We start from the raw sequence: 12,937 nt of genomic DNA on the forward strand, positions 1-12,937 counted from the left end.
CCACCCACCCCACCCTGCTGGAAGACATCGCCAAGTTCTACGACTTCCAGAACTAACCGGCACGCACATGATTCGTCTCGGCGCTCCACCCCACAGCGCCGGGACGAATCACGACATCGGCACGGCAACAAAATGATCCGCGAATGCCATGAACCACGCCACTGGCGCTCGCAGCACCGAGACCCGAGTGCCGAAAAATGCCGCCGAGTTCGATGGCCTGCATTGCAGGACCGCCGTACAGGACACCGAGGTCCCCGCACAGATGCGACCGAGTCGGCTACAGCTACCGGGGACGGTGCTGGACCCGGGCGCCGGCGTAGAGGCAGATGGCCGCCGCGGCGGCGAGGTTCAGGCTTTCGGCGCGGCCGTGGATGGGGATGCGGATGCGGTGGTCGGCGCGGGCCGCCACGGCGGGGTTCAGGCCGTGGGCCTCGTTGCCGAACAGCCAGGCGACCGGGCCGGACAGGATGTCGTCGGCGTCGTCGAGGTCGACCTCGCCGCGGGCGGTGGTTGCCAGGACGGTGATTCCGGCCTCGGCCAAAGCGGCCAGGACGGAGTCGATATCGCGTTCGCGAGCCAGTGGCACATGGAAAAGGCTTCCCGCGCAGGCTCGGACGCACTTGCCGTTGTGCGGATCGACCGAATCACCGGCCAGCACAACACCGTTGGCACCGACGGCGTCGGCCACACGGATCAGTGTGCCCGCATTGCCAGGATCGGCGATCTCGACCGGCACGGCGAGCATCAGCGGAGACCGGACGAGTGCGCCATCAGACGTCGAAAGTCCCACGCTCGCATCCGATCCGGACACATGCGTGGCGGGCGAAAGCACCTGCGGCAGCGGCACATCCACCTGACGGCACACCGCGACCAGTCCTGGCGGAGTCACCGTCTCCCCCAGCAGCTCGGCCGCGCGCTCACTCACCAGGGTCGTGCGCACCCCGGTAGCGACGGCCCCGGCCACCAGTTCGTGCTCCCGCTCGGCGGCGCGCACCGAGTAGAAAAGCTCCACCACGCGCTCGGTATCCAGCGCCGCCGCAACGGAATTCGCCCCTTCGGCCAGGAACAGCCCGGTCCGGCGACGATGCGCGCCGCGATGCAGCTTGACAGCCGAAACGACCCGCGGATTGTGCTCGGACAGCGCGTCCACGGGTCGTTCTCGATTGGTGCTCAACCGCCGAGAGCTCAGGCGGCGGGGGCGTTGACATCCTCCGGCAGCGCGGCCTTCGCGACCGCGACCAGACCGGCGAACGCCCCGGCGTCGGACACGGCCAGCTCGGCCAGGATCTTGCGGTCCACCTCGACACCCGCGGCCTTGAGGCCCTGGATGAAGCGGTTGTAGGTGATGTCGTTCAGCCGCGCGGCAGCATTGATGCGCGCGATCCACAGCTTGCGGAAGTCACCCTTGCGCGCGCGACGGTCGCGGTAGGCGTAGGTGAGCGAGTGCAGCTGCTGTTCCTTGGCCTTGCGGTACAGCCGCGAGCGCTGCCCGCGGTAGCCCTTGGAGGCCTCGAGAACGGTACGGCGCTTCTTCTGAGCGTTGACGGCCCTTTTGACACGTGCCACTGGTCAGTCCTAGTTCGAATTGTGGGCGCTCGCGGCACCCGAGTGGTCGGGGGTGGCATCCGAATTACAGCGCGGCATTACAGCGCGGCAAGTCGGATCGCGGGTAGCCGGCTCAGATACCGAGCAGCTTCTTGACGCGACGGACGTCGGACTTCGCGACGACCTCCGTGCCCTCCAGACGACGAGTCCGGCGGCTGGACTTGTGCTCGAGCAGGTGGCGGCGGTTGGCCTGCTCACGCAGCAATTTGCCGCCGCCGGTCACCTTGAATCGCTTCGAGGCGCCGCTGTGGCTCTTCATCTTCGGCATGGATTCCTCAGTTCTGTCTCGTCCCGGTGGAGGCATGGGGGTGCCCCCACCGGTGCTGTATCGGTTTACTGCGGGTTGGCCACTTCAGCGGCCGGCGCGACCGGCGCGACCGGCTCAGCCGGCGCGGCGGGCTCGGCTTCCCGCTCCTGCGGGGCCGGTTGCGCCGATGTCGACTGGTGCGCCTTCGCCCTCGTCTTCGCGCCCCTGTGCGGCGCGAGGACCATCGTCATATTCCGGCCGTCCTGCTTGGCCGACGTCTCCACGAAACCCAGATCGGCGACGTCGGCAGCCAACCGCTGCAACAGCCGGAATCCGAGCTCGGGCCGCGACTGCTCGCGACCACGGAACATAATGGTGACCTTGACCTTCGACCCGGCCTCCAAGAAGCGCATCACGTGGCCGCGTTTGGTCGCGTAATCGTGGTCATCGATCTTCGGTCGGAGCTTCTGCTCCTTGATCACGGTCTGGACCTGGTTCTTGCGGGACTCGCGCGCCTTCTGCGCGGTCTCGTACTTGAACTTGCCGTAGTCCATGATCTTGCACACCGGCGGACGCGCGTCAGGCGCGACCTCGACCAGGTCGAGGTCTGCCTCCATGGCAACGCGCAGTGCATCTTCAACACGCACGATCCCAACCTGTTCGCCGCCGGGACCGATGAGTCGGACCTCGGGTACACGAATGCGATCGTTGATGCGGGTCTCAGTGCTGATGGGGCCTCCTAGGTCAAGCGGTGTCGTCCAACGACCGCGTTGTAATTGCAACCCCATATCCAACACGAAAGCCCCGCGACGGTATTTCACCGTGACGGGGCCCGATGTCGACCGGCCATCGCTGCGTGAACTCCACAGCGACCCTGTGCTGGGCAAATCAGCACCAGGACCCGTCACTCACTGACGGGCGACCGGACCGTCTGGCCTGGCGTGTCGCCGGTAGACGGTGGGAGTCGGGCTCCACTTACTAGCCCCGAATCATGACCCGGGGCGGTCGTTGCCGTACAGCTTAACATCGCGACGCCACAGACTCCCAATCGCCCATACCTCGCGACCTGCGGGATCCTGCCGATCCGCCGATGGGCGGAGGCGACGCGACGCCGCCGAACAGGCGATCCAGGGCTGCCCGGCATACGGCCGACGGCCGGATGCGATGCTACCGGCTATGAGTGACACCTCCTCCCCGACCGAGCCCGACGTCCGCGAGCTGGCCGATATCCCCGCCGTCGAGGTGATCAGCCGCGCGGCCGTCATGCTGATGAGTTCCGCCGCCGAGAAACTGGGCCTGTCCGACCCGGATCCCGACGAGAGCCCGCGCCGTGACCTGGACGAGGCACGTCGCGTGATCACCGCCCTGGCCGGCCTGATCACCTCCTCGGTCGAATACCTCGGCCCGCATGCCGGACCCCTGCGCGATGGATTGCAGTCCCTGCAGCGCGCGTTCCGCGAGGCCTCGGCGCACCCGGACGAGCCGGGCAAGGGACCGGGCGAGAAGTACACCGGGCCGGTGTACTGAGCGTCGGATTCCCGCGGTCCGGTGTGCGTAGACCGCCGGCCGCACCGCCTGCACGCCGTCGGCGGCCTCTCCGACGACGGCCGGATCGCTCGCCGACTCGATGAGCATGCGCAGCCCGGCCCGCACCAGACGTTGGTCGTCGGCCGGCAGCACGGTGATCATCGTGCGGACCGTCCGGTGAGTTCGCCTCGGGCAGGACGAATCTGGATGACATCGTGATCACAATCACTCCGTCCAGTACGATTTCCGGCACCGAAAGTGTTTAGCAATCCTATGATTCGGTGGGCGCGCGCACGGGTATTACCTGCGCCGACGCGATATTCAGGAGAGGCATGAGCAAGCGAGCAGTAGGCACCACGGTGGTCAGGGCCCAGCCGACCATTGTCGAGGTGGAAGCATGACTGCCAGAACAGATCTGGTGCAGGAATTGAACGCTCCGGTCGCAGCCGCCGAGCTGTTGTCCGAACGCGAGGTGACCGATCTGCTCGCGCTGTTCCGCGCCGCGCGGAAGACCGAGGTCACCGCGGTCGCGACGGCCATCGACGGCATGGTCACCGTGTTGCCCAGGGCGTTTCGCGGAATTGCCAAGCGGATCATGTTCGGAGATCTCAGCGAGCTATGAGCAACCTGGTCACCCGCGCGCAGATCGTGTTGCTGGCGCGCACCTTGCACGTACCGCCGGAACGATTGTCCCACCTGGAAAAGCTCGGCGCCGCACGCCTGTACGAGCTACAGGATCGCATGTCCGCAGCACTGTTTCAGCGACACAACGAAAATTTCAGCCGGATCAGCCGACTGGTCCCCTTCGTCCCGATGTCCATCGGTGTACCGCTGATGCGCAAGATCGTGCCGGCGGCGATGACCGGGCGCGCCGCCGGCCTCATCGGTATCGATCACCCGAAGAAGATCAAAGAGATCGCGGAGTTGCTGGGCGTCTCGTACGCGGCGGATGCCCAGCCGTATATGGATCCCCGTGCGATCGGCCAGCTGACCGAAGCGACATTCGAGCCCTTCATCGGGATCATCAACGAGGTCCTGCGCCGCCGGGATTACATCACGGTCGGGCCGATCATTTCCAATGCGTCACCGGAATTGCTCAGGGCCCTGGAACGAGGCGTGCGCGACGACGCGGGCCTGATCTATTCCTGCGCCTACGTCTTCCCTTCGGAAAGCGTCAGCGCCTTCCTGCGTCAACTGCTGACCGGTCCGGCGCGGCGGTTTCCCCAGATGGCTCGCACGTTCCTGGCCGGACCGCCCGATCTGCAATTGGCGGGGCTGTCGGTCTTCACCCGCTGCGAACCCGAGCTCATGCGTACCCTCGGGGAGGTCCTGTTCTCCGTCGGACCGCCACCGGCCATCAGCAATCTCATCATCACCGCGATCCGCGTCGGTGCGGTCCTGGAGTTGCTGACGCTTACCGGAAACCTGAGCCGCCACACGATCGGCCGGATGGCCGACAACCCGGTCTTCGACGATCCGGCGCCGATGGCCGCGATGCTCACCGCCCTCGACGGCCGCACCGAACCGGCTTGCTGGCGTGGGCTTTTCATGCTGGCAGCCCGAACCAGCCCGGCGGTGCAGAAATACACGGCCCGGCTGCTCGCCGCCCTGCCCGACTCGACGGTGGTCGACCTGCCCACCAGAGCCACCGAGGCCGACGTGTGGCCGATGCTGTTGCAGATCCTCTCGGTCGCCGACCCTGCCGTGCAGAGCCGGTTCGGCGCCGCCTGGGCGATGCTGTCGGCCGAGCGCCGCGCCGGACTCCAGTGGCATATTCACGAACACCATCTCGATGCCCGCCTGACCGCGATCACCGACGCCGCCCCGACGATGTCGGTGGAGGAGGTGTTCTTCAAGCGCCGCCAGCGCCGCCGCCACCTCGGTGAGACCGCCGACTCCGGCACCTCGGGGACCTCCGGCAGCTGGAGTGCCTGGTAGGCCCGTGCCCTGCGCCCGCGCGGGCGCAGGGCCGCCGAGGCGTTCGCCGCGAATTTATTTTGTCGTGTCGATTTCGGGGTGGCCCGTTCGACGGGTTGATGAAGGGGCCGAACAGCGGCCTCACAACCCGGAAGGACCGGATCATGCGACCTCTTGTGGCGTTCGACCATATGACGCTGGACGGTTTCGTCTCGTCGGGCCAGGGGATGGGGCTCGAATGGACCCACCGCGGCTACAGCGAGCAGCTGGCGGCCTACGTTCAGGAGCATATTCAGGCCGATTTCGACACCGCGGTGTACGGGCGTGAAACCTACCTGGGGATGTACGGATTCTGGGCCACCCGCCCGGACGCGGACAGCTCAGCGAACGAACGCGTCCATGCCGAATGGGTGAACGCGGTGGACAAGATCGTCTGCTCGACCACCTTGGAGTCGGCGGACTGGAACAATACGCGCCTGATCAAGAGCAATCTCGCCGAAGAATTCGCGAAACTGAAGGATCGGCCGGGCGGCGCGATGGCGGTCTACGCGAGCCCGAAACTCGTGCACTCGATGCTCGGCATGGGGCTCATCGATGAATTCCGGGTGATCGTGCACCCGGTCGTGATCGGATCCGGAACGCCGTTGTTCCCCGACAAGTCCGCGCTGGAGTTGAATCTTGTGGAGTCAGAGACATTCGATTCCGGCGCGGTCTACCTGCGCTACCGGCTCGGATAAGAAAGGATCCGCAGATGCGCTATTTGATGTTGATCCGCCTCGATCCCAGCATCGCGCCCACTGCCGGCCCGGACCCGGCGCTGGCCGAGGATATGGGCAAGCTGATCGAGGAGATGACCAAGGCGGGCGTCCTACTGGACACGAACGGGTTGCGTCCTCTCGAGGAGGGCACGCGGATTCGCCTGGCCGACGGTCAGACGACCATCCTCGACGGGCCGTTCACCGAGTCCAAGGAGGTCATCGGCGGCTACTGCCTGCTCCAGACGCGCTCGCAGGAGGAGGCGGTGGAATGGGGCTCCCGTTTCCTGCGGCTGCACGGACCGAGGTGGACGATGGAGGTCGAGATCAGGCAGTTGGACCAGCAGTGATCGGTTCCCGCGGATGAGCGACCAGTCGCCCGGGCAGCGGGCGACCCGTGCCGTCGAGGCGGCCTGGCGGATCGAATGGCCGCAGCTGGTGGCCGGATTGACCCGCTTGGTCGGCGATATCGGCACGGCCGAGGATCTCGCGCAGGATGCTCACCTGGAGGCGCTGCAACAGTGGCCCCGGGACGGCATTCCCGCGAATCCGGGCGGCTGGCTCATGCTCACCGCGAAACGCCGGGCCATCGACCGGATCCGGCGGGACGCCACGCTCGCCCGCAAACTGCCGTTGCTCGGGCACGATCTGCTGACCGAGCAACGGTCGCCTCCGCCGGAACCGGACCTCCACCTCGGCATACCCGACGATCTGCTGCGGATGGTGTTCACCACCTGCCATCCGGCGTTGTCGACGCAGGCGCAGGCGGCGTTGACACTGCGCATGCTCGGCGGGTTGACGACCGAGGAGATCGCACGGGCCTATGTCACACCCAAATCGACTGTGGCGCAACGGATAGTACGCGCGAAGAAGACCATCAAGGACCAGCGCATCCCCTTCGAGGTGCCCGAACGCTCGGAGCTGACCGCACGGTTGGCCCCGGTGCTCGAGGTGATCTATCTGATCTTCAACGAGGGATACGCGGCCACCTCGGGCGACGACTGGATGCGCACCGAACTCTGCGACGACGGGTTGCGACTGTCCCGCATCCTCACCGGACTGCTGCCCGACGAGCCCGAGGTCCACGGACTCACCGCGTTGCTCGAGCTACAGGCATCACGCGCACGCGCACGCAGCGATACGGCCAATCGCCTTGTCCTGCTACCCGATCAGAACCGCGCCCGCTGGGATCAGCTGTTCATCCGCCGTGGCTACGCCGCACTCGGGCGTGCACACGCCCTCGCACTGCGGCGTTCGGCGCCGCCCGGCCGATACGCGCTGCAAGCGGCGATCGCCGCCGTGCACACCATGGCCGCGACTCCCGAGGACACCGACTGGCGCCGCATTGCCGGCCTCTACGCCCTACTGGCACAACGATTCCCCTCCCCGATCGTGGAACTCAACCGAGCAGTCGCCGTCACCATGGTGCACGGCCCCGCCGCCGGGCTAGAACTCGTCGACGCCGCATCCGACGCACTCGACAACTACCACCTACTGCACGCCGTCCGCGCCGATCTCCTGTCCCGGCTCGGCCGCAACGCCGAGGCCCGCGCCGAATTCCTGCGCGCGGCCGAACTCACCGCCAACACGGCCGAACAGGCCCTGCTCCATACCCGCGCTGCCGACTGCCTCGACTGATCAGGCGTCGCTTCTTCGGCAGCCTCGGCGCTCGGATCGCGGCAGAGCGGACGTGGTCCGGCGGTGGGCCTATGGTTTGGCCGCCGAGGTGATCGGCGGTCCGGCCGGGGTATCGGAGTCCGGCGCCCCGGCGTGGTCGGGCATCTCGGCGTAGTCGGGCAGTTCGACGCCATTGATGGCGCGCTCGATCAACTCCGGAAACCACTCGGAGTCGAGTTCCGTACTCGGCTCCGACGATGGACCCGGGGCGACGAGGCTGCGCACGTGCAACCGGCCGATCTCCTGGTTGGCCTCGACAAACGGCCGCATCCGCGCCTCGTAGCCGGCGAACCCCGCCTCCGGGTCCCACCCGGCGGTGGCCAGCTCTCCGGCCAGCAGATAGGCGCCGACCAACGCCAGGCCCGTGCCCCCTCCGGACATCGGCGACGAGCTGAACGCCGCGTCCCCGAGCAGCACCACCCGTCCGCTCGACCAACGGTCCATCACCACCTGGGCGACCTGGTCGAGGTAGAAATCAGGGGTGTCGTCCAGATGCGCGAGGATGCGCGGGGCCATCCAGCCCATGCCCGCCATCCGCTCGCGCAGCAGGCTCTTCTGCGCTTCGATGTCGCGGTAGTCGACCTCGAAGTCTCCCGAGGGGAAGGAGAACATGGCCATCGCCCGGGTGGCGTCCTGGATGGGCCGCAGGCCGGCCGAGCGACCGGCCTGCTGATAGTCGATCAGCCAGCGGTCCAGCCCGAACTCGTTGGGCACACTGTAGAAGGCCAGCACGAGTCCGAGGTGGCGGACGAACCGCTCACGCGGCCCGAAGACCATCGCCCGCAGCGCCGAGTGCAGTCCGTCCGCCCCGACCACCAGCTCGAAGCGCCGCCGGGCGCCGCTCGCGAAGACCACGTCGACACCGTCCCGGTCCTGAGTGAGGTCGGCGATCCGGTCGTCGAAGATGTATTCGACACCGTCGCGGGTGTCGTCGTAGAGCACCTGCGACAGGTCCCCGCGCAGGATCTCGATCTCCGCGATGTACCCGTCGCCGCCGTCATCGTCCGCGCGATAGGTCTCCAGCACATTCCCGTCCGCGTCCACGGTGTGCGCGCCCGCGGTCTCGGTACGCGCCGCCCGCACCGCCGAATCCAGCCCCATCCGCCGGATGACCTCCTTGGACACCCCTCGCGCATCCACCGCCTGCCCGCCCGGACGCAGCCCGGGAGCCCGCTCGACCACGGTCACCTCGGCCCCCCACCGGCGCAGCCAGTGAGCCAGCGCAGGCCCCGCGACGCTCGCTCCCGCCACCAACACCCTGGTACCACTCATCGCGCCTCCCGCTCACCCGTCCGGATCGCCCACCGCTGTCGGTGTATCCAGAGGTGTCGACGACCGATCCACGCAAAATTCATCGGGGCAGCCGAGAGCGGGTCAGTGTTCGTGGGCCCAGTCGTCCGGTGATCCGTCGAGCTCGAGTCGCAGGATACCGGTGAGCCGGGCGACGGTCATATAGTGCCCGACCAGGACAATCACGGTCGTGAGTTGGCGATCCGTGAGATGTGCGCGGGCGGCGGCGAACGTCTCATCGGTGACGTCGGGGCCGACGACGCAGGCATCGACGAAGGCGAGCACGGCTGCGAGCCCGGAGTCGAGTCTGTCGAAGCGACCCGCCTCGATGTCGGTGATCTGCTGCTCGGTCCATCCCGCGGCGTGGGCCTGGCCGAGGTGCTGGAACCTTTCGTAGGCGCTGTGGTGCAGCGCCGCGACGCGCAGGATCATGGCCTCGCGCCACGCGGCGTCGAGGTCTGTCGCGCGCAGGGCGTTGGCGGACGCGGGGAGCAGGCCGGCAAGCCGCTCGTCGAGCAGCAGCACGGCGCGGGTGAGGTTGGAAGGGAATCGGTCGTACTGGACGCGCTGGTCGTCGTTCAACGCCGCGACGTCGGCAAGGGGTATCCGGCTCATCCGGTGGCCTCCTGAAGGAATGCGGCGATGTGGCCGGTGACCACGTCCGGGCTCTCGAGAGGTGAAAGGTGGGCGGCTCCGGGCACGATCCGGAGCCGCGAGTGCGAGATCATGCCGCACAGGTGTTGCGCGCAGGAGACGGGAGAACTCGAGTCGTGCTCGCCGACGAGCACGAGCGTCGGAACCGTGATGGCACCGAGGCGATCGGCGACATCGAACGCCGCGATCATCTCCCACAGTGCGGCATGGACGTCCGGGTCGTCGTGAAGCAGCGTCTTGGTGGCACGGTCGACCAGATGCGGCCGCCGCACCAGTGTCTCGGGCATGAACCAGTGGGCGAACAGGCCGGGCAGCACCGCATCCATGCCGCCGCGCCGCGCCGCCTCGGCGCGCTCTCGCATCGCGCCCCGGCCGGCGGCCGAGAAGCTGGCAGCCGTGTCGATCAGTACGAGCGAACACAGTAGCCGCGGGTGCTGCAGGGCGATGGCCTGCGCGACAAGGCCGCCCACCGAGAGACCGACCAGGTGGACGGGACCTTCGGTATGGAGACGGGCGATGGCCGCGGACATCACTTCCGACATGTTCTCGATGGAGATGTCCTGCGCTTTGCCATGGCTGCGTCCGTGTCCGGGCAGATCGAGGGCGATCACGTCGTGGTCGCGGCACAGCACCTCGATCTGGGCGTCCCAGTAGGTGAGGTCGAGGCCCGCCGAGTGCAGTAACACCACGGGCGCCGCGCCCCTCGGCCCGGTACGGATGGCATTGATGTCGGTCGCGTCGAGCATGTATTCAGCATCCGCCACACCATTCCAGCATGTCCAATGATAGAAACTGACGCCACTTATCACTGCGAACGATAAAATCGAGAGGTGGATCTCCGTCAGCTCAACTACTTCGTCGCGGTGAGCGAGACGGGCAGCTTCACTGGCGCGGCGCGCCGGATGCACGTCGTGCAGTCCGGCCTGTCGGCCACGATCCGCGCTCTCGAACGCGAACTGGGCGCCGAGTTGTTCCATCGCACCACGAGGCGCGTCGATCTGACCGAAGCCGGGCAGGCACTGCTCGTTGACGCACGCCGAATCCTGGCCTCCGTGGAGCAGGCCAGGAGCACCGTCGACGCGGTCGCGGGTGGGGTGCGCGGGTCGGTGAAGTTCGGGATCATGCACTCGCTGATCGCCGCCGAAGTGCTGGACGCCCTCGCCACCTTCCACCGTGAACGCCCTCATGTCCGGCTCCTGCCGCACACCCATCCGGCAGGCTCGGCAGGACTGGTACAGGCGGTCGTGGACGGCGAGATCGACTTCGCCATCGCCGCGCCACCGCCCGAACAGACTGCCGTCGACTTGGTCCCGCTCCGCTCGGAACGCATGGTCCTGATCTGCCCGCCGGACCACCGGCTCGCCGCACGAGGCCGGGTAAGACTCGAGGAGCTGATCGACGAGCCGTTCATCGACGTCCCACCGGGATGGGGCAGCCGCGCGAGCACCGACCGGCTGTGCGCCTCCCTCGGCCTGCCACGCAACGTCGAGATCGAGGTCGGCGATGTCGCCACCGTTGTGGACCTCGTCCGAGCCGGTCTCGGCGTCGCCCTGATAGCACCCACCTCCGCGCCACCGACGACCGGACTCCCCACTCTCGACACGCTGCCCGCGCCCAGCTTCGACGTCAGCCTCGTCCTGCCGAAGACACGACGCCTCGGACCCGCCGCCCACGCGCTGACCACCGCGGTTCTCGCACATACGGGCCGCGTGCGACCCCGCGCCGCGCCGGTACATCAGGCACAGGCGGCAAGCGACTGAGACCCGCTGACACCTTCGGCGTAAACCGATTCGGCTTACCGCGGCCGGTGGATCTGCGCGGGCATTTACCTCAACGGTTCCGGCGGGGCTTGGGCATGGCCGGATGCTCACAAGAATCCAGACGGCACGCCAGAAGGGCCTGCGTCGTGGGCTCGCAACGCATTGCCGTTCATCACCGAGATGCGGCAAGCGGATCCGACGATCCGCATCGGCATTCCGGTGGCCCCGCTTTACCCCGCTACCGCGGGAGGGCGCGCGGATACATGGAACAGGTTCGCCACCGAACCGACGACGCGGTCTTGTTGTCGACACCCCGAACCATCGGCGAACTCGATCGTGAACTGCGGCAGGAGCTTACCGACTCCGGCAGTCACGCGAACATTATGGTGGGCGAAACCAATTCGAGTGCGGTCTACTTCGGGAAGCAGACCGTCGGCATCGTCAACGCCATGTTTCTCGTCGACGACATGCTGACATGGCTGGAGCAAGGCGTCGCCGGGATCGACTGGTACGCATGGCAAATCGCCATGGCGGCCGATGACAACCATCCCCAGCTGTATGGCGACGCGAATTTCGGCACCATCGGGCTGCTGTCGACCGGCGACTGCGTCGACATGCCGGATCATCGACGCATCTGCGAACCACCACGCAATACGCCTTTCGCGCCCTACTTCACGCTGAAGCTGGTCAGCCAGCTGACACGCCGAGGAACGCGCCTCGTACAGGTCCGGTCGGACAATGCGACCGTCGTCGTTCACGCGCTGTCGCAACCCGACGGCCGCATCACCGTGGTACTCATCAACACCGATCGCACCAGATCGCACCGCGTTCATGTTGACCTGCCCGGCATCTCGGCAGGCAAGGTCACGCTCGTCTCGTTCGCCGACAAGGACGACGATCTACAGACCGGAGAAGCGAACTCGGTCACCGATATCGACCTCGGGCCCTATTCGGTCACCGCCCTCACCGGCCGGCGGCCGGACTGACCAACGGCGACCGGCTGTACCACCCTCTGTCCGTCCGCCCGGACTATTGTTCGAGTCCATGACTGATTCTCCCCGCCTTCCCGGGCTGACCTTGGCCGATGCCGACTGGTTGGTGGCATCGGCGCTGGCGGTAAGTGCCGAGCGCGGGTTCCCGCCACTGGCGGTGGCCGTCATCGATGTGAGCGGTGCCGTGATCGTCTTGCGACGAGCCGACGGTGGCATGCCGATGACCAGCCGGATCGCTGTGGCCAAGTCGCGCAGCGCATTGATGGCATTGCAGCCGTCCGGGCAGATCCAACTGCCGGGCGCGATCGTCGACAGTATCCAGCACCTCCACGGCGGTGATTTCATACCTTTCGCCGGTGGCGTCCTGATCACCGAAGGCGGGGTGGTCCTCGGTGCGGCCGGGGCTTCCGGGGCTCATGCCAAGGAGGACGAAGAGGCTGTGCAGACCGCTGTCGATCGGTGGCACGCACACCGATCCCGCACAGAATGAGCAGCCCCAGGTAAAGCTCGCCG

General features: G+C 67.1%; 16 protein-coding genes and 1 pseudogene. 9 read left to right on the forward strand and 8 right to left on the reverse strand.

The window, feature by feature from the left end; translation table 11 throughout:
* Positions 1 to 283: 283 nt before the first annotated feature.
* The 4 genes from JZ791_RS25735 to infC form a co-directional block, all read right to left on the reverse strand.
* Positions 284 to 1,150: a TrmH family RNA methyltransferase gene (locus tag JZ791_RS25735; protein ID WP_216897840.1), complete on the reverse strand. Its 867-nt coding sequence runs from the start codon at positions 1,148 to 1,150 to the stop codon at positions 284 to 286.
* Between the two features lie 35 nt (positions 1,151 to 1,185).
* Complete coding sequence (gene rplT, locus JZ791_RS25740; RefSeq protein ID WP_216897801.1) at positions 1,186 to 1,566, reverse strand: 50S ribosomal protein L20; 381 nt, start codon at positions 1,564 to 1,566, stop codon at positions 1,186 to 1,188.
* Between the two features lie 112 nt (positions 1,567 to 1,678).
* On the reverse strand, positions 1,679 to 1,873 hold the full coding sequence (gene rpmI / locus JZ791_RS25745) for a 50S ribosomal protein L35 (protein ID WP_216897802.1): 195 nt from the start codon (positions 1,871 to 1,873) through the stop codon (positions 1,679 to 1,681).
* A 65-nt stretch (positions 1,874 to 1,938) separates the two neighbouring features.
* Complete coding sequence (gene infC, locus JZ791_RS25750) at positions 1,939 to 2,640, reverse strand: translation initiation factor IF-3 (protein WP_216897841.1); 702 nt, start codon at positions 2,638 to 2,640, stop codon at positions 1,939 to 1,941.
* A 388-nt stretch (positions 2,641 to 3,028) separates the two neighbouring features.
* Here infC and JZ791_RS25755 point away from each other — a divergent pair, with 388 nt between their 5' ends.
* Positions 3,029 to 3,379: a DUF1844 domain-containing protein gene (locus JZ791_RS25755; protein ID WP_216897803.1), complete on the forward strand. Its 351-nt coding sequence runs from the start codon at positions 3,029 to 3,031 to the stop codon at positions 3,377 to 3,379.
* Between the two features lie 39 nt (positions 3,380 to 3,418).
* On the opposite strand, the pseudogene JZ791_RS45265 reads toward JZ791_RS25755, so the two are convergent.
* Positions 3,419 to 3,541: pseudogene (locus JZ791_RS45265) on the reverse strand (DNA-binding response regulator); the annotation flags it as partial.
* A gap of 235 nt (positions 3,542 to 3,776) precedes the next feature.
* Between JZ791_RS45265 and JZ791_RS25760 the strand changes: the two are divergent.
* From JZ791_RS25760 to JZ791_RS25780, 5 genes are all read left to right on the forward strand, one after another.
* Entirely contained in the window at positions 3,777 to 4,001 is a 225-nt protein-coding gene (locus JZ791_RS25760; RefSeq protein ID WP_216897804.1) for a hypothetical protein, read from the forward strand.
* Complete coding sequence (locus JZ791_RS25765) at positions 3,998 to 5,317, forward strand: hypothetical protein (protein ID WP_216897805.1); 1,320 nt, start codon at positions 3,998 to 4,000, stop codon at positions 5,315 to 5,317. The genes JZ791_RS25760 and JZ791_RS25765 overlap by 4 nt, the downstream gene beginning before the upstream one ends.
* A 143-nt stretch (positions 5,318 to 5,460) precedes the next feature.
* On the forward strand, positions 5,461 to 6,033 hold the full coding sequence (locus tag JZ791_RS25770) for a dihydrofolate reductase family protein (protein WP_216897806.1): 573 nt from the start codon (positions 5,461 to 5,463) through the stop codon (positions 6,031 to 6,033).
* Between the two features lie 14 nt (positions 6,034 to 6,047).
* Positions 6,048 to 6,401: a YciI family protein gene (locus JZ791_RS25775; protein WP_216897807.1), complete on the forward strand. Its 354-nt coding sequence runs from the start codon at positions 6,048 to 6,050 to the stop codon at positions 6,399 to 6,401.
* 13 nt (positions 6,402 to 6,414) lie between these two features.
* Complete coding sequence (locus JZ791_RS25780; protein ID WP_216897808.1) at positions 6,415 to 7,689, forward strand: RNA polymerase sigma factor; 1,275 nt, start codon at positions 6,415 to 6,417, stop codon at positions 7,687 to 7,689.
* A 69-nt stretch (positions 7,690 to 7,758) separates the two neighbouring features.
* Here the strand turns inward: JZ791_RS25780 and JZ791_RS25785 are convergent, their stop codons facing one another.
* From JZ791_RS25785 to JZ791_RS25795, 3 genes are all read right to left on the reverse strand, one after another.
* Positions 7,759 to 9,000: an FAD-dependent monooxygenase gene (locus JZ791_RS25785; protein WP_216897809.1), complete on the reverse strand. Its 1,242-nt coding sequence runs from the start codon at positions 8,998 to 9,000 to the stop codon at positions 7,759 to 7,761.
* Between the two features lie 102 nt (positions 9,001 to 9,102).
* Positions 9,103 to 9,633 (reverse strand): carboxymuconolactone decarboxylase family protein, encoded by a 531-nt coding sequence (locus JZ791_RS25790; RefSeq protein ID WP_216897810.1) that lies wholly within the window; start codon positions 9,631 to 9,633, stop codon positions 9,103 to 9,105.
* The gene (locus tag JZ791_RS25795) at positions 9,630 to 10,418 is read right to left on the reverse strand and encodes an alpha/beta fold hydrolase (protein ID WP_216897811.1); all 789 of its coding nucleotides are present in this window, start codon (positions 10,416 to 10,418) and stop codon (positions 9,630 to 9,632) included. The genes JZ791_RS25790 and JZ791_RS25795 overlap by 4 nt, the downstream gene beginning before the upstream one ends.
* A gap of 84 nt (positions 10,419 to 10,502) precedes the next feature.
* On the opposite strand from JZ791_RS25795, the gene JZ791_RS25800 reads away from it, so the two are divergent.
* The 3 genes from JZ791_RS25800 (at position 10,503) to JZ791_RS25810 (ending at position 12,914) form a co-directional block, all read left to right on the forward strand.
* Positions 10,503 to 11,432 carry a LysR family transcriptional regulator gene (locus JZ791_RS25800; protein ID WP_216897812.1) on the forward strand — a complete coding sequence of 310 codons (930 nt, stop codon included), beginning with the start codon at positions 10,503 to 10,505 and terminating at the stop codon, positions 11,430 to 11,432.
* 89 nt (positions 11,433 to 11,521) lie between these two features.
* Positions 11,522 to 12,418, forward strand: a complete 897-nt coding sequence (locus JZ791_RS25805; protein WP_216897813.1) for a hypothetical protein — start codon at positions 11,522 to 11,524, stop codon at positions 12,416 to 12,418.
* Positions 12,419 to 12,476: 58 nt separating this feature from the next.
* On the forward strand, positions 12,477 to 12,914 hold the full coding sequence (locus JZ791_RS25810) for a GlcG/HbpS family heme-binding protein (protein ID WP_216897814.1): 438 nt from the start codon (positions 12,477 to 12,479) through the stop codon (positions 12,912 to 12,914).
* The last annotated feature ends 23 nt before the right edge of the window (positions 12,915 to 12,937 follow it).

The organism is Nocardia alni (assembly GCF_019038435.1).
GTDB lineage: Bacteria > Actinomycetota > Actinomycetes > Mycobacteriales > Mycobacteriaceae > Nocardia > Nocardia alni.